We start from the raw sequence: 20879 nt of genomic DNA on the forward strand, positions 1-20879 counted from the left end.
TGTTTGACATCACAGCGTTGTTTTTATAATACAAGAATATGAATGGCTTGACTAATTTTTGAATAATCTGTAAGAGATATCAGCTCTAAAGATTTAGGGATATAATGTTTATTATGCATACCTGCTTTTGAAAATGCTTGAATCGTCGTAACTAAATCATGTTCATTCATTTGTAATTTATTCACATTTCCTATAATTAGTAAGCGTATCAATACAAATTGAACAGTTAGATAGCTGAAAAACGCTAATACATCTTGTGATTTTTTTTCATGGTAAGACGAAAAGATAAGGTTTACTAAATAGTTCTCTAATACGATTTGAATAGCTTCATTATCATTATAAATCGGACGATATTTTTTTATAAAATCTTCAAATGTTTGTGTATTCTCAAAGATATCTGTTTTTTGTAAATCTTTTTCTTCAAAAGCCAGCCCTGCTACTAAACGAAAACGTTCAGAATGTGCTACAAAACTTTTTAAAAAATATGTTGCTAATTGCTGGTGTTTTACATAATTCGGTTTGAATTCTTTAAACATCTCTGGTAATTCTAGATCAGACGCTAATGGTAAGTAAGTTGCCGCCAACTTTTCGGCTTGTTTATAGCGCGCTTTTAAAGGAAGACTCTCTAACTTTTTCATATATAAACCAATCAATAAAAGACGTAGCTCAATTGGATGCGTTCGATTTTGTAGCACTTGAATCATAAACATACGATTCACCCAGAAGTAGTCACGTACTTCATCCTGTTGCTCAATATAGTCGAATGAAAAAGAAGGGATAATTGCTTCATCTTCAATAAAGTCAATACCATCCTTATTTAATAAGATGAGTCGCGCTGCTTCTGGACAAGAAGTATCTAAACTCTTCTCAATTGTCTGGTTAATTTGGATGTTTTGTCTTGGATAAATCGTACAAGTATGACAAAGCGCTTTTTCACCCAATGTTTTTTGAATTGTACATAAATTTTCTTCATCAAGCATCGTACACTTTCCATCAGCATCTAATTTAAATTTTCCATATTGTAAGTCATTTTGGCTCTGACGATTCCGTTGAGTATTCTTTTTTAATTCCTCTCTTATAGTAGGATTTTTTTCATTTTTATATTTTTGATACGATTTTTTATCAATATCAATTCTCCATCCAGCACAACATGTATCCTCACATTTACTACCAATACATGCGAATTGATCATAGTAGCTTGGTTTTAATTCAGTTTTTTGCATAGTTAAAACGCCTCCTCATTCTCTTATAATATCGGTATGACTTTTAAAATGTTGCTTTTATTACAAAAGTTACAAAAATCTTTTTTCCTCAATAATGTATTCCTACGGACGATATAAAAATTATAGATTGATTCAATAATTATATAGTATGAACAACTTAGTTTAACAAAATACTTATAGGGAGGGTCCTTCATGAAAAAGCAATTAATCGCATTTGGTTTAGCTTCCATGCTGACAGTACCGACATGGCTTGCAGCAGCACAACCAATGGATGTAAGTGCCAAGAAAAAAGTGACCGTATCGAAAAAAACAAAAGCTGTCATCTCAAAAATTAAAGCACTCAACTCAAAAAAATCAAATTATGTTAAAAATACATTAGCTGCTCAAACAGCTTATAAAAAGTTATCGAAAACAGAGCGCAAAAAAGTTTCCAACTATAAAACACTTCAAAAGCATATGAAAGCTGTTCAACCAATGGTGAATCAAGTGAATTCGCTAAAAAAACAAGCAGCTAAACTATCTTCTAAAAACTATAAAACACAAGCCGCAAAAGTTTCGATTCAATATGGAAAATTAAAAAAAGCCGCAAAGGAATATGTTCCAAAATCAACCGTTAATAAGATTACATATTACGATAATCTGAACTCTGCAAATGTGAATATGCGCAAGTTAATGAAATCTGCTGCAGCAACAGGTATTTATTCATTAGGTGCTAAAAAAAGTAGCGATATTTTGAGTTTCATTGTAGCATATGAAAAATTAAGTGATAATCAAAAGCGTATTTTAGGTGGTTCTCAAGAAGAAATAGAATACTTATTACAGTTAAAGCCAATTGTTCAATTAGCTATTAATTATGATGCGCAGTACGAAAAATTAGACCAAACAAATAGTAGCTATTTAAAACAAGCATACGATTTGCATGGGAAGTATAAAACAGATTGTGAACAAAAAGTTGAAACATCACAAGGTACTCGTCAAGTAAGTCATTTTGTGAAGAAGAATAATGAATTGATAAATTTAAAAGATACAATTTTAACTGAAGTAAAATTAAAAGAGGATTTTGAAAAAGCAGTTAATGCTTTACCAGGTAAAACACCTTCAGTTAATGACTTACCAGATAAAACACCTTCAGTTAATGACTTACCAGGTAAAACACCTTCAGTTGGGACCAAACGTCTTGAATTAGTTGAAACAGCTGTCGGTTTTTATAAAAATATAACATCAACAACTCATAAGGGGGAAAAGCTAAAAGGTAAGCCAATTGATATCGTTGATAAAAAAGTACTTGCTGAGTATAAAAAGTATGAAACGATTCCATCCGTTGTTAAAGGTTTCGATGATGCGCCACCTTATGACTCTGACAATACCTTTGATCAAGCAAAGTTAGCCGCAGCAGGATTCGATCCACAATCAATTACTAATATTAGTAAACAAGGTCGCATTCCTTATGAGAAAAATATTACAACACTAGACACTGCTATTAAAAATTATACTAAGTTAGGCGCAGACCAAAAAGAGATTGTAGATGAGGCAGTGGGTACTACTAAAAAAAACTATGTAAATGACAGCGCGGCAATAAAAAAAGGTCAGGCAATGACAAAAGGTTTCAATGATGGTATTGCGAAAAATGATTTAGCTGCCATTATGAAACAATTCGACTTATATAAAAAAGCAGCACAAGAAAATGACCGTAGTATTCGATATGTTTCTGCTTCGGATTTATTAAGTGTTGCACCAGTTACGTATAAAACACAGTTAGACAATGTGGGGGAATTTGAAAAAGAAGCTGGAAAATATGCGACAAAAGCAGATATTCAAAAGTTAGTGACGCTTTATCAAACAATTGAAAAGGATAAGCCTTCAGGTCTGAAAATGATTGATGCAAAAGTAGCGAAAGATTATACGTTAGCAAAATCAGTTTTAGAGATTGATACATTGATGGCAAAATCAAAGCCAAGCTACACAACAGCTAAATTGAATAATATTTTAGCTGCTACAAAACTATATAGTAAATTGGATGCATCGAAAAAATTAATTGTGGACGGTCTAGGACACAATGTAGAGGGTTTTGTAGAGGATGAAGCAGCAATTAAACAAGCAATGGCTGTTGATAAAAAGTATCTGGCATTAAAGCCATCTCAAAAGTCTTATACAAAGGATGCAAAATCAGTCTTTAACAGTTATTTAGATGCGAATGATACGGTGAAAAAGTATATTTTAAATAGCACAAAGATTTCAAACTTGGTTTCTACTTTAAAAGAGCCACAAGATAAAGTCGATTTATTCGAAGAAAAGGTAAACACTGTATACGAAGAAGTATATTCAAATGATTTAGTCAATAAAACGACAATTGCGAAAATTAAAGATGAAATGAATAGGTATGAAAATACAATTAAGCCATATGCTAAATATAATAATTTGGTTGATAGCGATGTAATGAAGAAATATAAAAAACTAACACCGATTGTCGATGTCTACAATCAAATCTTCAACTTAAAACCAACACCGACAACAGAATTACAACGTGAAAATATTTTAACAGCTAAAAAAGCATTTAATAAGTTGGACACTTTTGGTAAGAAAGTTATTCAAATTGAAGATAAAGTACAGTCTAAACTACGTTTATTAGATGACGAAAAACAAATTCAAGAAGCTAAGAAGATTGATGGTATGTATAAATTATTAAATGTGAATGACACAAAATATGAAAGTAAGTTATATAATGTGTACAAAGAATATGTAAAAGCAACAGATGATGTAAAAAATTATGTTATTAACAAAGGGATTATTACTGCGGTTCCTGCAAAATACGATAAAGCAATCAAAGCAGCCATTGTATTTGAAGAAAGTGTACAATCAATTAATCGTACAAGTAAAATTATTAATGTACATCAGTTAAAGGCAATTTATGATCAGAATAAAAAAGTAGCGCCAGAATTTGTTCAATTTGTTGATCCAGCAATTGTGAAAAAATATGACGAATATATTCAATTATTATTCATTCAAGATGTTGCTCAAAATTTATATGAGTATCAACGTATTAACGGTAACTGGATAAAATATGACGCATGGTTCTATGCTTTTAGTCAAAGGGCAGATAATTTAAAAGATGTTCTCAATATGCGTAAAGCATTACTATACTTTAAAGATTTTAATCCAGTTCAAATGTCGATTTTAAATAACTCACCGAACTATACAAGCTATGAAGGTCTAGCAGAAGATCCGAATGGTAATAACATTCCGATTTACGATAATGACAAACAAATTATTGGTTATAAACCAGAACTTGATTATAAAGATAAGTTTGAACCAGATGAGGTAATCTATAATCCGATTGATTGGTTGAACTATACGCAAGTTCAAAATTTATTAGATGCGATGAAGTATGAAGAGCGCTATAAAGCATTAAATAATAGCGGTAAAAACAATGCACGCGATGCGATAAAATTAGTACGTGATTTTGAAAAAGAATCTTTAGGCGTACGCGGGTATTTCTTATATCGCCCAGAATTAGAACAATTAGAAAATACGTTTGCAATTCCTGTAGCATACGCAGATGCATTCGAAGCAGCAGTAAAAGCATATGATCCAAATACAGGCAATGTAACGGGTTTAGAACCGATGCGCTTAGCATATAATAAACTTGATTCAACTGCTTTAAGTATCGTGAGTGCATCATTATTAAAACAATATAAAGATTACATGCTGTTGAAAGATTTATATAGTCAGTATCAGGAAATTAATCTAACAGCTAACAAAATGAGTCGTATTGAAAATATGGAATTGTTTTTAACAGCCTATACAAAATTACCAGCAGGTTCTAAAAAAATTGTACGCAATTCGATTGCAGACCCGACTTTCTTCAATCTTCTATTAACGGATGAAAAAGATATACGTGCTGCACATGCGGTTGATAAAAAGTATGAAAAATTAGATACACAAGGCGACTCATATGAAGTAGAAGCTCTAAAATTATACAAAGAGTATGCAAAGTTAACAACGAATGCTCAAAATAATTACTCAGTATATGGTCAAATACTAGTTGATTTACATGCGAAATATGGTGATTCATTGAGCTTCGGAAAGAAAGAAGATAATGCAAAAGCGACAGCAGATGAATTCACACGTTTAGTAACAGCTTTAAATGCAGATTCGACATATGCAGATGTAGTTAAAGCAGCTAAATTTTATGATTTCTTATCTGTACCACAGCAATATACAGGCAGCAGTAAAAAAGTTATTGGACTGACATTTGTTGATAAACCAATTGTGACCAAATATAAATTGTATGAAGGACTTATCACAATTAAAGAACAACTTGATAAAGTAAAAGTCTATCCAAAAGCAGAAGCAGCAAAATATACAGTAACGGAAAAAGAAGCAATTAAAACAGCGACTGCAGCGTATAAAAAGTTAGCGAAAGATCCGAAAAATATTTTAGAGCAAGATGCAGAATTTGGTTTAGATCCAAACCCAAACCCAAACCCTGAAAATGAGAAGCGCTATTTATTGCTAATTGAAGAAGATATTAAAGTAGCTGAGGCGGCAGATGCGAACTTCTTGAAAATTAAAAAGGGTGATAAGTCGTTTGTGAAGAATGTGGTTATTGCAATGAAATCGTATAATGTATTAACAAATTTACAAAAGCAATTCTTTACACAAACAAAACTGTATACGACTTATAAAAAGTATGATAAAGCAGATACGATTAAAGGCGCAGTCGATACAATTCCAGAAGCGATTAAAGTGATTGTAGATTTTGAAATAGCAATTCAGGAAACACAAGAATTGCATGATGAAATCAATCAAACACCACCACCACACACTGTGCCGCAAGAGAAATACACAGCAATTCGAGATAAAATGGTTAAAGCGAATGAGGCATATAACTTCATTAACCGAGATTTCAATATTGAAGGACAGGTCATTCGCCCACTTTCATTAGCAGACAAAGTAGCTGTACAGCGTTATAAATACTTTATGGCTGTTTATAAAGTACAAGAATATTTGGATAATCTAAAAAAATAAGTGTAATTTTTAAAACACCTCATATGTTGAAGTATGGGGTGTTTTTTTATAGGCTACAAAAGTGTTTCGTTTATTAAAAAAACAGGAATTATTCAAAAAATCGACAAAAACATCGTTTATCCTATAACAATGGTCGTATTATATATAATCTATGTGGTATAAAAGTATTTTATATTTGGTATAATTAAAATAATATTAAAAAGATAGGAAGGTAGTAAAAATGGAATACAAACGTTCTGAATCTTTCAGGCATATTTTAATTAAGCCTGTCGATGTTCAATATAGTTGTAATGTGGACCAGCAAGTAGCCTTAACACGTACGGGTAAAATATTAGATATTAGTCCGAGTGGTATGAACTTGTTAGTGACAAAACAGCTAACAGATGAAGAGAAAGAATATCCACTCTTGCTATCTTTTTGTTTATATAAACAAACGATTGAATCGCAAGGAGCGATTAGGTGGGAGAGATTTCATCCAGAAGGTTATCAATATGGCATTGAGATGGTAGAAAGTACACAGTTAGAGAATATAATTGTTTCTGAGTTGAAACAACGTCGTCGACAAGAAGTATTAGATGCTAAAAAAGGCACTTTCTAAAATTTCTTTTATATTTCTATAATTTTTTCGTCGTTTAAAGAAGGAGTTACAGGGTAAATGTAGAATATAGTAGATATAGGTTCATGAAGGAGGAGTTAATATGCTAACATTTAACATTCGTGGTGAAAACATTGAAGTTACTCCAGCAATTCGAGAGTATGCTGAAAATAAGGTCCGAAAACTTGAAAAATACTTCAATGAGGAAATTGATGCTACAGCTCACATCAACCTAAAAGTTTATCAAGATCGTAGCTCTAAAGTGGAAGTTACAATTCCAATGAAGAAATTAATGCTTCGTGCTGAAGATCGAAATGATGATATGTATGTAGCGATTGACCAAGTAGTTGCAAAACTAGAGCGTCAAATTCGTAAGCATAAAACAAAAGTGAATCGTAAATTCCGTGAGCGTGAAGGCGTAGGCACTTATTTTGCACAAATTCAGCTTGAGCCAGAGAGAGTAGCGGATGATGCAGAAGAAAGTTTAGAAATCGTACGTACAAAACAATTCGATTTAAAACCAATGGATGATGAGGAAGCCATTCTTCAAATGAATTTGTTAGGTCATGACTTCTATATCTTCACAGATGCAGAAACAAACGAAACAAACATTGTTTATAAACGTAAAGACGGCAAGTACGGTTTAATTGAAACAAACCAATAATTTATTTTAGAATAGAAGGAGAACTAGTTCAGCTAGTTCTCTTTTTTGGTGTAAAAAATATGAAGAATGCTATCATATCGCACCTTTTTAATGATATAATCAAAAAGTCGTGTGAAAGTAAAAATTTAGGCTATTTCTAAGTCGAATGAAATAATTGACTCAAAAAAATAAACCGAGTAACTCGTACGAGAGAAATAAATATATCGTTCGTTTGCACTAAGAACTTTAAAAATGATAAAATGAAATATAAGACTATATAGGATGTGAAATGAAATGCTTGGCATATTTAATAAAGTTTTTGATCCGAATAAACGTGAACTGAAAAAAATCGAGAAGATTGCAGACGCGGTTGATTCGTATTCAAAAGAGATGGAAGCATTAACGGATGAACAATTACAACAAAAGACAACGGAATTTCGTGAGCGCTTAAATAATGGTGAAACACTTGATCAAATTCAACCAGAAGCTTTTGCGGTTGTACGTGAAGCTGCGAAGCGTGTACTTGGAATGTTCCCTTACCGCGTACAGGTAATGGGTGGTGCTGCATTACATGGTGGTAACATTGCAGAAATGAAAACAGGTGAAGGTAAAACATTAACAGGTACATTACCTGTTTATTTGAATGCCCTAACTGGTAAAGGTGTACACGTCGTAACAGTCAACGAATATTTATCAAGTCGTGACGCTGAGATTAACCGTCCTCTTTATGAATTTTTAGGTTTAACGGTAGGTTTAAACTTAAACAGTTTATCAAAAGAAGAAAAACGTGCTGCTTATGCATGTGACATCACATATAGTACAAATAACGAACTTGGGTTTGACTACTTACGTGATAATATGGTGCTTTATAAAGAAGAACGCGTACAACGTCCATTACACTTTGCTGTAATTGATGAGGTCGATTCCATCTTAATTGATGAAGCGAGAACACCATTAATTATCTCAGGTCAAGCAAACCAATCAGCTGCACTATACAAACAATCAAATGCGTTTGTACGTATGCTGAAAAAAGATGAAGATTATAACTATGATATTGAATCAAAAGGTGTAACGCTAACAGAACAAGGGATTGAAAAAGCTGAGCGTGCTTTCAATATTGAAAACCTATTTGATTTAACACATGTTGGCTTAAACCATGCAATTAACCAATCGTTACGTGCACATGTTGCGATGCACTTAGACGTTGACTATGTAGTACAAGACGGCGAAGTGATGATCGTTGATGGCTTTACAGGTCGTATTATGAACGGTCGTCGTTATTCTGAAGGGCTTCACCAAGCAATCGAAGCAAAAGAGGGCGTTGAGATTCAAAATGAATCGATGACGATGGCGACAATTACATTCCAAAACTACTTCCGTATGTATCAAAAGTTATCAGGTATGACAGGTACAGCAAAAACTGAGGAAGAGGAATTCCGTAACATTTATAACATGGATGTTATTGTGATTCCAACGAACCGTCCAATCGCACGTGAAGACCATGCAGATTTAATCTATGCAACAATGCAAGGGAAGTTTAATGCAGTTGCACAAGATATCGCAGAACGTCATAAAAAAGGTCAACCTGTATTGATTGGTACAGTAGCGATCGAAACATCTGAATTATTATCACAACTTTTAACAAAATTAAAAATCCCACATAAGATTTTAAATGCGAAAAACCATGAATTTGAAGCAGAGATTATTGCAGAAGCAGGTCATAAAGGTTCTGTAACAATCGCGACAAACATGGCTGGTCGTGGTACGGATATTAAATTAGGTGAGGGCGTTCTTGAATTAGGCGGTCTTGCTGTAATCGGTACAGAACGTCATGAATCACGTCGTATTGATAACCAGTTACGTGGTCGTGCTGGTCGTCAAGGTGACCCGGGTGTAACACAATTCTATCTATCATTAGAAGATGAATTGATGAAGCGTTTTGGTTCAGACAGTATGAAAGCGATGATGACACGTTTAGGTATGGATGATACGCAACCAATCCAATCGAAAATGGTATCGAGAGCTGTAGAATCAGCGCAAAAACGTGTAGAAGGTAATAACTTTGATGCACGTAAACGTCTTCTACAATATGATGATGTATTACGTAAACAACGTGAAATCATCTACAAAGAGCGTTATGAAGTGCTAGAAACAGATAATATGCGTGAATTAGTTGAGTCAATGATTGATGAAGAATTAACAGCTGCTGTAGCAACATATACACAAGGTGATACACCTTCTGAATGGAATTTACAAGGTTTAGAAGCGTATGTTGGTAGCACACTATTACCAGAAGGTGAAGTGCGTGTTGCAGACTTTGAGCATAAAGAGCCTGAAGCAATCATTGAGATGCTACGCGAAAAAATTAAAGCTGCATACGATGAAAAAGAGGCTGAGTTATCTGAAGAACGTATGCGTGAGTTCGAAAAAGTTATCTTACTTCGTGCAATCGATTCAAAATGGATTGACCATATTGATGCAATGGATCAATTACGTCAAGGTATTCATTTACGTGCCTATGCACAAATCGATCCATTACGTGAGTACGAGCAAGAAGGTTTCCGTATGTTTGAAGAAATGGTTGCAGCAATTCGTTCTGAAGTTGCCCGTTTTGCAATGAAAGCGGAAATTCGTTCGAACTTAGAACGTGAAGAAGTAGCAAAAGGACAAGCTGTGAACCCGAAAGAAGAAGGTTCAAAACCGAAGAAAAAACGTCCAATCCGTAAAGAAAAAGAAATCGGTCGTAATGACTTATGTCCTTGCGGCAGCGGTAAAAAATATAAAAACTGCCACGGTGCGACTGAATAAATCAGAAAAAGAGGGGTTGGCCTATTCTGTGGCTAACCTCTTTTCTGTTATAAATATCAAAATTATTTGGAGGAATATGTATGATTGAATTATCAGAAGTACGAAATGCATTAGATGACACAGCGAAGAAAATAAATGATTTTAGGGGGTCTCTTTGACTTAGAGAACAAAGAGGCACGTATTCAAGAGACAGATGAAATGATGCTTGACCCGAATTTTTGGAATGACCAAAATGCAGCGCAAGAAATTATTGCGGAATCAAAGGGTTTAAAAGAAATCGTCAATGAATTTCATCGTCTTGTAGAGGAACAAGAAAATCTTGAAATGACGTTAGAGCTTTTAAAAGAAGAGCCAGACGATGATTTGCATGAAGGTTTGGAAGAAGAACTCGCAACATTTAAAAAGAGCGTAGCCGATTATGAACTGCAATTATTATTAAGTGGTCCATATGATACGAATAATGCCATTTTAGAATTACATCCAGGTGCTGGCGGTACGGAATCACAAGATTGGGGCGAAATGCTGCTACGTATGTATACACGTTGGGCAGAAAAACATGGCTTCAAAGTGAAAACACTTGATTATCTACCGGGCGATGAAGCAGGGATTAAATCCGTTACATTATCAATCCAAGGACATAATGCATATGGTTATTTAAAAGCCGAAAAAGGTGTGCATCGTTTAGTGCGAATCTCACCATTCGACTCAGCTGGTCGTCGTCATACTTCTTTCGTATCATGTGACGTGATTCCAGAATTCAATAATGAAATTGCGGTTGAAGTACGTCAAGAAGACTTAAAAGTAGACACATACCGCGCAACAGGTGCTGGTGGTCAGCATATTAACACGACAGACTCAGCAATTCGTATTACGCATTTACCAACGGGAATTGTCGTAACATGTCAGGCTGAACGTTCACAGATTAAAAACCGTGAAAAAGCGATGAATATGCTTCAAGCAAAATTGTATCAATTAAAAGTTGAAGAACAACAGGCAGAAGTAGATGAAATTCGTGGTGAGCAAAAGGAAATTGGTTGGAGTAGCCAAATTCGTTCATATGTATTCCACCCGTATTCAATGGTAAAAGATCACCGTACAAATGCTGAGACAGGCAATGTACAAGCAGTAATGGACGGCGATTTAGATTTATTCATCAATGCATATTTACGTTCGTTAATTTAATAAATGAGAGATAAAGAATCCTGATGTCTATCGGCGATTCTTTATTTTTTAATCTAATCGTTTTAAGTTATTGGAATCGATGAATACCACATGATTTTCAGAAATCGGTTCAGGCATTAAATCTTTTAATAAACGATAATTTCTTTTTAAAAACATCGCACGTGTAAGTTGTGTTTGTAATGTAGCGGTTGAGACATTTGTTTTAAAGAATGGACGGATTTGATTATCTAAATGAACAACGCAGTCCACTTTAGAATTTACATCGCAATTTAAAATAGCATGATGTGCGAGCCACATGGTGTAGGGACGATCAGGAGAAAGGGTAGGAATTAAAATATAAGGTTGTTCAGTTGTTCCAAGTACGATAGGAAGTTTATTTGTAGCTTTAGTAATCGTACGTGAAAAACGCAATGCTTCATCTAATGATGTCCCAAAAAGAAAGCAACATTTTCGAATGACGCGTTTAATAGAAGATTGAATGAGATATTCACGTTGTTTTTCAAGTACATATGTAAATCGTTGTTGATTGTTTTTAGAAATGACTGGTTCAAGAACTTGGATTGCATCATTAAATCGAAAATCTTCTAAAAGAATAACAGGTTAAGTAGTTCAGTTTTGGAGTACAAAAAGTGAAAATGTAAACCTAAATGAGTATCAAATTGCAACTGAATTTGATACTCGTTTTTTATTGTTAAATCAACGTTTGTTGTTAATTTACACCACAAAATGTAAGTTAAAATGTATATAAAAATGCGAACGTGAAATAATTATTGTAGGAATGCAAATTGGTGTGTTAAAATGGTTACAATTTACTAAGCAAAAAGGGGTGCATTTTCCTATGCAATTTCTTGAGCCAAAAAATAAGAACGCTAAGTCTGTGGATTGGGAAATATCAGAGCAAGTAAGGGTGATAGTTAAGCAATACGCTGAATATGCAGAGCGTACTGAAAGCGAAGCAGTGGATGAATTCTTATTGAACATTTTAGACGATAAGAAGTTTATTGAATGGATTGCCAACAAGCGAAGTAATAAGCGGATTGTTGAAAAAATGGGTATCAAAGATAGAGTGGGTTGATAGACAATGACCAAGCTTAAAAGATTAGCCACGAAGGAAGATGAAATTGTAGATGTTAAAATTCCGATTTCAAACGAAGAATTAAAAGATAGGGCTAAACAATATGATTTATTAACTCCAAAACGATTTGCAACAAGGTATAACAAAATGTTGTTCTTGCCAACGTCTTTTAAATGGAACGGTTCTGAATATCCCATTCAATATAATTACTGCATCAATCCGTTTTGTTGTAATTTTGGGAAAGAACAGCACAAATTCAAAGATGTAAAAGGGAAACCAAGTCGATATAAAATGACTGGTAGTTCCAAAGATAAAGGTCATAAAGGTATGTACTGCAATGACAATCCTATTGGCAGAGGTGTATCGCAAAACTGTACAGTAACCCCTTTATCTAATTGGTCTGTTGTTGAAGAAATTAAACGCCTTATAGAAATCAATAGCATCCAAGATGTTGAGCCAGATTATCAATTTCATAAAGAAGGCTGCTCGGAAGAAGAATCAACCCCATTCAATGAGCCGAAGCAATTTTACAAAAGGGGGAAAAGTAGGGGCAAATCTCAACGCTATCAATGTAAGGCGTGTAAGAAGTTCACTAATGTTCTACCAAAAAGAGAAGAAACCACTACTTATCACCAACAAAAGAACACCATTCTTCCAATGTTCGCTAAGATGGTTGTTGGAAGGGTTTCAGTCAGTCGTACTTGTGATATTTTAGGAATTGGAGTTGGAACCTACTATCATAAGCTGGAGTGGCTGTATAGGCGTTGTTTGGAGTTTTTAGAACGATATGAGACACAACCCCTTCAAACAAAGAAATTTAACGAGATGTGGCTTAATACGGACAAGATGCACTACTACCTAAATAACGTCCGTAAGAAAGGACAAGGTTCAAAGAAATATACGGGGTTTGAAGACCTTAATATGCAAACGTATATAGTTGTATCTGCTGAGGTCTTATCAAGATATGTGTTCCGTTCTGATGTTGCCTATGATTGGAATATTTCAATGGATGAATTAAATGAAGATACAAGAAAATTCAAAGAAGACCATCTCAATACTTTTAGTCGTAAAAATGATAGGTTAGATTGGTCTTATTATCCACAAGAACCATCCGCTAACGATAGCGAAAATAGGAATGCTTATCTTCACGAATTAGGGAAAATTACTAATAGGAGTAGATTTGTCGATGGTTTAAATGTTGATGCTCCTTATACTACAACTGCTCACTATTGGTTAATTAAACAAATGGTTAATGCCGACGAATGGCGAATGATTAGTGATGATGACTTCTCTATTAGAAACGCCTTTTATAGAGTATTCACGAAAGAATTAAGGTTGAGCGATGCACATCATTTTATTTGCCAAGTTAACAAGACGAAAAGCAGAAAACAATGCTTAAAAGAATTCGGACAAGCAAAAGCAGAACTGCTCGATTGGGGAGATATCAGAGGATTCAAAACAAAGTTTCTACGGACTTTGGCATCTCATTATCTAACTGAATTACTAACAAGTCATCAATTCCACGAAGAGGCTATTAGTAAAGATGGAGAAAGATATCGCAAATATGCCGATAACCCTATCAAACATCCATTAGCCACTAAGGATAAAGGATTTTATTCAGTTGATTGTAGAACGGATTTATCTGCTCTGGAACCAAACGAAATCGCAAAGATGCTATTAAATGTTAATGACCATTCGACCAATAGCTTTATTCAACAGATAAGACGTTATATATCATCTCTTGAAAGACCATTAACAACAGCTCGTGGTGATAAGAAGAGCTATATTTACGCTAACTTCAATCCGAAGTATGCTCAATTTGCGATTACAATTCTAAGAACTTACTACAACTTTTGTCGCCCTTTTAAATCAGCGGATAAAAAGGTTTTGACACCTGCTCAAAGATTAGGGATTACAGATAAACAATTTGATTGGAAAGATATAATTTATTTCAAATGACAAAAAGAGCTTGGAGTAATCCCAAGCTCTTGTGCTTTATCTTTACTGTTCTTCTTCAATTAACGCACCCGTTAACTCAATAAGTTTTTTCTTTCATATACATGAAAATAGTAGTTATACGGATTTTTATCATTCTTTATCCCTTTTTGGGCAAATACCTCATTCCATTCCTCATAATTCACTTCTGGAAAAAAAGTATCTCCTTCGAATTCATGATGTATTTTTGTGATGTACATTTTCTCAACATAAGGGAAAAACAAATTATAAATCTGTTCTCCTCCGAAAATAAAAATTTCTTCTTCGTTTTTACATAACTCAAAAACATCTTCTATTGAATGAACAATTTCACAACCATTAAAGGTAAACCCCTTATCTCTCGTCAGAATAATATTTCTTCTGTCAGGTAAGGCTCTTCCGATTGATTCAAGGTTCTTCCTACCTAATATTATCGGATGTCCCTTTGTAGTATTTTTAACATATTCCCAGTCCTTGGGAATCCTCCAAGGAATGTCATTCTCTTTGCCAATCACTCTATTCTTATCCATCGCAGCAATCAAAGAAACTTTCATTTATAACACAGCCTTTTTAACTAATTTACCATCTAATTTCTTATTTCTATCAAAAAACCTTTTCTCATTATCCTGCCCGTTAGTTGAATAAGCAATTTTTTCTATAAGTTATATTATCATAATACCACAAAATCACAAATTTTCATTCAATTATCATTTTCAATTGCATTTTATAAATCATTTTGTATGTAATTTGGTATGTAAGTTAAAATGAAAAAAGTAGTCCATTTTGAAGTACATTTTGTCATTTTGTACTCCAAAACTGAACTACTTAATAACAGGTAGACGATCTTTTATCATATTTGACACTCCTTTTTCTTTTGTTTAACAAAAACCAATTAATGGAATTTATTAAAATGATTATATGTGATTTTGTAGCCATAAGCAATGGTATTTAGACAAAAGTGGCGTTTTTAGAAAACGGGCTATTTCTATAAAGTCAGATAATTTTGAAATAAATAGTTTCTTTTAGTTGCTTTCTTGAATCTTTTTCGCATATAATAGCAAAAAGGTATTCGAGGTGATGAAGATGGAATATCGTTACTCACAGCAGAACTCTCCAAACAATGAACAGCCACTTAGTCAAGGGTTACAAGGGCAAGACTTATTGAACGATTTGTACATGGATATGTTTTTACAACATCTTTTAGCAGACCAACAAATTCGCTTACTTCGTGAAGCAATTGATGTCGCGTTAGACGAAAGAGATAAAGAAGCCTTTAAACGATTTACAAAAGAATTAATTCAATTACAAGACACTTTGATTGATGAAGAATAAATGATGACATAGGATTTCTATTAGGGGTAACTTAATAGAAATCTTATTTTTGTTCCAATTAAGAAACGTATGTTCGTAAAAGGGTTTGAGATATGTTAAAATAGAAGAATGAGAAAATGAGGAGGCAGCCGCATGTCACATGATTTTGATTTACAAGCGCCCTATCAACCAGGTGGTGACCAGCCACAAGCGATTGCAGAATTAGTAGAGGGTGTTAAAGCAGGGAAAAAACATCAAACATTACTTGGTGCAACAGGTACAGGTAAAACGTTTACGATTTCAAATGTGATTCAAGAAGTGAAAAAACCAACGCTTGTTATTGCACATAATAAAACATTAGCAGGACAATTATATAGTGAATTTAAAGAGTTTTTCCCAAATAACGCGGTTGAATATTTTGTTAGTTACTACGACTATTATCAACCAGAAGCCTATGTACCACAGACGGATACATTCATTGAAAAAGATGCGAGTATTAATGATGAAATTGATAAATTACGTCACTCTGCTACTTCGGCTCTTTTTGAAAGACAAGATGTAATTATCATCGCTTCTGTATCATGTATTTATGGTTTAGGTAATCCGGAAGAATACGAAGAGATGGTCGTATCGCTTCGTACAGGCATGGAGATTGAGCGCAATCAATTACTGCGTAAATTAGTAGATATTCAATATGATCGCAATGATTTAAACTTCATTCGCGGTACTTTTCGTGTGCGCGGCGATGTAGTCGAAATTTTCCCAGCATCGCGTGATGAGCATTGTCTTCGTGTTGAATTTTTCGGTGACGAAATTGACCGTATTCGAGAGGTGGATGCATTAACAGGTGAAGTATTAGGTGACCGTGAACATGTTGCGATCTTCCCAGCATCCCACTTCGTTACACGAGAAGAAAAAATGAAAGTAGCGATTGAAAATATCGAAGCAGAATTAAAAGAACGCTTAGAAGTGCTTCGTGAAGAAGGAAAGTTACTTGAAGCGCAGCGCTTAGAACAGCGTACTAATTATGATTTAGAGATGATGCGTGAGATGGGCTTTACATCAGGAATCGAAAACTATTCACGTCATTTAACGCTTCGTGAAGCAGGTGCAACACCTTATACGTTGCTCGACTATTTACCAGAAGATTTCTTACTTGTAGTAGATGAGAGTCACGTAACATTGCCGCAAATTCGCGGGATGTATAATGGTGACCAAGCGCGTAAAGGGGTGTTAGTAGATCATGGTTTCCGTTTGCCATCAGCACTTGATAACCGTCCACTAACATTTGAGGAGTTTGAAAAACATATTCATAATGCGATTTTCGTTTCAGCAACGCCAGGACCATATGAATTAGAACATACACCTGAAATGGTAGAACAAATTATTCGTCCAACAGGATTGGTTGACCCAGTCATTGAAGTGCGTCCAATTGAAGGGCAAATTGATGACTTAATTGACGAGATTCAAGCGCGTATCGCGAAAAATGAGCGTGTATTAATTACGACACTTACGAAGAAAATGTCCGAAGATTTAACAGATTATTTAAAAGAGATGGGCATTAAAGTAAACTATCTACACTCTGAAATTAAAACGTTGGAGCGAATCGAGATTATTCGTGAATTGCGTATGGGTGTATTTGATGTTCTTGTCGGAATTAACTTATTACGAGAAGGTTTGGATATCCCAGAAGTCTCGCTTGTTGCGATTTTAGATGCTGACAAAGAAGGATTCTTACGTTCAGAACGTTCACTTGTTCAAACAATTGGACGTGCGGCACGTAATGCGAACGGGCATGTCATCATGTACGCAGACCATATGACCGATTCGATGCAAAAAGCCATCGATGAAACGGAACGTCGTCGTACCATTCAGCTTGCCTATAACGAAAAACATGGCATTGTACCACAAACGATTCGTAAAGAAATTCGCGATGTGATTCGTGCAACAACAGCGGCGGAAGAGCCAGAAGCGTATATTTCAAAGGTGACAGAAGGTAAGAAATTAACGAAGAACGAACGTATATCACTCATTGAATTACTAGAAGTCGAAATGAAAGAAGCGGCGAAAGCACTCGACTTTGAACGTGCAGCAGAACTACGTGATACGATTTTAGAACTGAAAGCAGAAGGGTGAGACCATTTTGAAGAATACTGAAATTATTGTACAGGGCGCACGCGCAAATAATTTAAAAAATATCGATGTGGCAATTCCGCGCGACCAACTCGTTGTCATGACAGGGTTATCAGGTTCAGGTAAATCTTCACTCGCATTCGATACAATCTATGCAGAAGGGCAGCGACGTTATGTCGAGTCTCTTTCTGCTTATGCACGTCAGTTTTTAGGACAAATGGATAAACCTGATGTGGATTTAATTGAAGGTTTATCACCAGCCATCTCTATCGACCAAAAAACAACAAGTAAAAACCCACGTTCCACTGTCGCGACTGTGACAGAGATTTACGACTACATGCGTCTTTTATATGCACGCGTGGGTAAGCCAATCTGTCCAAATCATGGCATTGAGATTGCATCACAAACCATTGAGCAAATGGTCGATCGTTTAAAGCAATATCCTGAACGTACAAAGATGCAAATTCTATCTCCAATCGTTTCTGGACGAAAAGGTACACATGTCAAATTACTAGAAGACTTGAAAAAACAAGGTTATGTGCGTGTGCGTATTGACGGTGAAATTCGTGATTTAGATGATGATTTAACATTAGAAAAGAACAAAAAACATTCAATCGAGGCAGTGATTGACCGCGTCGTATTAAAAGAAGGTGTGGAAGCACGTCTAAGTGATTCTCTCGAAACAGCATTACGCCTTGCTGAAGGTCGTGCAATGGTCGATGTAATGGAATATGAAGAGCTTTTATTCAGTGAACATTTCGCATGTCCAATCTGTGGCTTCTCAGTCGACGAATTAGAACCACGTATGTTCTCGTTTAATAACCCGTTCGGTGCTTGTCCAACATGTGATGGTTTAGGAACAAAGTTAGAAGTCGATGTAGATGCGGTTATTCCAAATCGCGATTTAACATTGAATGAAGGCGCAATTGAGCCGTGGATTCCAACAAGTTCACAGTATTATCCAACACTATTAAAAACAGTTTGTGATCATTTCAATATTGATATGGATACACCAATGAAAGACTTACCAAAAGAGCAATTAGATATCATTTTAAAAGGTTCAGGAGACGAAAAAATCTTCTTTAGTTATACAAATGAATTTGGAAAAACGCGTGAACAGGAGATTGAATTTGAAGGTGTATTACGCAATGTAGAACGCCGTTTTAAAGATACTTCGTCAGACTATGTACGCGATCAAATGGAAAAATACATGGCACAGTCGAACTGTCCATCATGTAAAGGCTATCGTTTAAAACCCGAATCACTTGCAGTAAAAGTCGATCATAAACATATTGGTGAGATTACGACATTTTCAATAAAAGAAGCACTTGCCTTCTTCCAAGAAATACAATTGAGTGAAAAAGATATGAAAATTGCGAAGCTCGTTCTTCGAGAAATTTCAGAACGTCTCTCTTTCTTAGATAATGTAGGGTTGGATTACTTAACGCTAAATCGTGCTTCTGGTTCACTTTCAGGCGGTGAAGCACAGCGTATTCGTCTAGCAACACAAATCGGTTCACGCTTAACAGGTGTCCTTTATATTCTAGATGAGCCATCTATTGGTTTACATCAACGTGATAATGATCGCTTAATTGAAACATTACAAAGTATGCGTGATTTAGGAAATACATTAATCGTTGTAGAGCATGATGAAGATACAATGCTTGCGGCAGATTATTTAATTGATGTTGGTCCGGGAGCAGGTGTTCATGGTGGCGAAATTATCGCTGCTGGTACGCCAAAAGAAGTTATGGAAAACGAAAAATCATTAACGGGTCAATATTTAAGCGGCAAAAAATATATCCCTGTACCTGTAGAACGACGTCAAAACGATGGACGCATGATTACGATTCAAAAAGCTTCAGAAAATAATTTAAAAAATGTTTCAGTTGATATTCCACTCGGCGTCTTCACAGCGGTTACAGGTGTATCGGGTTCGGGTAAGAGTACATTGATTAATGAAATTTTGTATAAAGCATTAGCACAAAAAATTAATCGAGCAAAAGCAAAGCCAGGTGCAGTGAAAGCAGTTGAAGGAATGGAACAAATCGAGAAAATTATCGACATCGACCAATCACCAATTGGACGAACACCACGTTCTAATCCAGCGACGTATACGGGCGTATTTGATGATATTCGTGATGTTTATGCAGCGACGAACGAAGCGAAAGTACGTGGTTATAAAAAAGGGCGCTTCAGTTTTAACGTAAAAGGCGGACGCTGTGAAGCTTGTCGTGGTGATGGGATTATTAAAATCGAGATGCACTTCTTACCAGACGTATATGTACCATGCGAAGTATGTCATGGTAAACGTTATAACCGTGAAACGTTAGAAGTGAAGTATAAAGACCGCTCGATTTCAGACGTGTTGGAGATGACAGTTGAAGATGGTCTGGAATTCTTCCAAAACATTCCGAAAATCGCACGTAAACTTCAAACACTTGTCGATGTAGGTCTAGGCTATGTGAAGATGGGGCAACCTGCAACAACTCTTTCTGGCGGTGAAGCGCAGCGTGTGAAGTTGGCTTCAGAGCTACACAAGCGCTCAACAGGTAAATCAATTTATATTTTAGATGAACCAACAACTGGACTGCATGTCGATGATATCGCACGCCTTTTAAAAGTTTTACAGCGTTTAGTAGACGGTGGTAATACAGTACTCGTTATTGAACATAATTTAGATGTTATCAAGACGGTGGATCATATTATTGATTTAGGTCCAGAAGGTGGCGACCGAGGTGGTCAAATTATTGCGACAGGTACACCGGAAGAAGTAGCGAGGGTGAAGGGTTCCTATACAGGGAAGTACCTACTGCCTATCTTAGAGCGTGACCGTAAACGCTTGGAAAAAGATTTACAAGAAGCAACCGGAAAATGAAACCTTCTGTCTGGTTCAAACGTATTAGT

At 35.2% G+C, this 20879-nt stretch carries 13 protein-coding genes; 10 read left to right on the forward strand and 3 right to left on the reverse strand.

Features of this window, described 5'->3' with window-relative positions; all coding sequences use genetic code 11:
- Positions 1-23 precede the first annotated feature (23 nt).
- On the reverse strand, positions 24-1223 hold the full coding sequence (gene fliB / locus QN089_RS02445) for a flagellin lysine-N-methylase (RefSeq protein ID WP_285215895.1): 1200 nt from the start codon (positions 1221-1223) through the stop codon (positions 24-26).
- 192 nt (positions 1224-1415) lie between these two features.
- On the opposite strand from fliB, the gene QN089_RS02450 reads away from it, so the two are divergent.
- From QN089_RS02450 to prfB, 5 genes are all read left to right on the forward strand, one after another.
- Complete coding sequence (locus QN089_RS02450; RefSeq protein ID WP_285215896.1) at positions 1416-6251, forward strand: hypothetical protein; 4836 nt, start codon at positions 1416-1418, stop codon at positions 6249-6251.
- Positions 6252-6471: 220 nt separating this feature from the next.
- Complete coding sequence (locus QN089_RS02455) at positions 6472-6849, forward strand: PilZ domain-containing protein (protein WP_285215897.1); 378 nt, start codon at positions 6472-6474, stop codon at positions 6847-6849.
- 100 nt (positions 6850-6949) lie between these two features.
- Positions 6950-7510: a ribosome hibernation-promoting factor, HPF/YfiA family gene (hpf, locus tag QN089_RS02460; RefSeq protein ID WP_068455529.1), complete on the forward strand. Its 561-nt coding sequence runs from the start codon at positions 6950-6952 to the stop codon at positions 7508-7510.
- Positions 7511-7783: 273 nt separating this feature from the next.
- Positions 7784-10297 carry a preprotein translocase subunit SecA gene (gene secA / locus QN089_RS02465; RefSeq protein ID WP_285215898.1) on the forward strand — a complete coding sequence of 838 codons (2514 nt, stop codon included), beginning with the start codon at positions 7784-7786 and terminating at the stop codon, positions 10295-10297.
- Between the two features lie 83 nt (positions 10298-10380).
- Positions 10381-11479, forward strand: a protein-coding gene (gene prfB / locus QN089_RS02470; protein WP_285216406.1) for a peptide chain release factor 2 whose coding sequence is annotated in 2 segments (ribosomal slippage) — positions 10381-10443 and positions 10445-11479 — 1098 coding nt in all. Because the reading frame shifts where the segments join, the coding sequence is not laid out codon by codon here.
- Positions 11480-11527: 48 nt separating this feature from the next.
- On the opposite strand, the gene QN089_RS02475 is transcribed toward prfB, so the two are convergent.
- Positions 11528-12073: a competence protein ComK gene (locus QN089_RS02475; protein ID WP_350310917.1), complete on the reverse strand. Its 546-nt coding sequence runs from the start codon at positions 12071-12073 to the stop codon at positions 11528-11530.
- A 196-nt stretch (positions 12074-12269) separates the two neighbouring features.
- On the opposite strand from QN089_RS02475, the gene QN089_RS02480 reads away from it, so the two are divergent.
- Entirely contained in the window at positions 12270-12554 is a 285-nt protein-coding gene (locus tag QN089_RS02480; protein ID WP_000922261.1) for a hypothetical protein, read from the forward strand.
- Positions 12555-12560: 6 nt separating this feature from the next.
- A complete protein-coding gene (locus QN089_RS02485) occupies positions 12561-14513 on the forward strand; it encodes a hypothetical protein (protein ID WP_000163792.1) in 1953 nt (650 codons plus the stop codon).
- A 71-nt stretch (positions 14514-14584) separates the two neighbouring features.
- Here the strand turns inward: QN089_RS02485 and dfrG are convergent, their stop codons facing one another.
- Positions 14585-15082: a trimethoprim-resistant dihydrofolate reductase DfrG gene (dfrG, locus tag QN089_RS02490; RefSeq protein WP_000868795.1), complete on the reverse strand. Its 498-nt coding sequence runs from the start codon at positions 15080-15082 to the stop codon at positions 14585-14587.
- Positions 15083-15611: 529 nt separating this feature from the next.
- Between dfrG and QN089_RS02495 the strand changes: the two genes are divergently transcribed.
- From QN089_RS02495 to uvrA, 3 genes are all read left to right on the forward strand, one after another.
- Complete coding sequence (locus tag QN089_RS02495; RefSeq protein WP_068455520.1) at positions 15612-15860, forward strand: IDEAL domain-containing protein; 249 nt, start codon at positions 15612-15614, stop codon at positions 15858-15860.
- Between the two features lie 132 nt (positions 15861-15992).
- Entirely contained in the window at positions 15993-17975 is a 1983-nt protein-coding gene (uvrB, locus tag QN089_RS02500) for an excinuclease ABC subunit UvrB (RefSeq protein WP_285215899.1), read from the forward strand.
- A 7-nt stretch (positions 17976-17982) separates the two neighbouring features.
- Positions 17983-20850, forward strand: coding sequence for an excinuclease ABC subunit UvrA (gene uvrA / locus QN089_RS02505; RefSeq protein WP_285215900.1), 2868 nt, complete (start codon positions 17983-17985; stop codon positions 20848-20850).
- Positions 20851-20879 lie beyond the last annotated feature (29 nt).

This window comes from Kurthia sp. YJT4, from assembly GCF_030219945.1.
Lineage (GTDB): Bacteria > Bacillota > Bacilli > Bacillales_A > Planococcaceae > Kurthia > Kurthia gibsonii.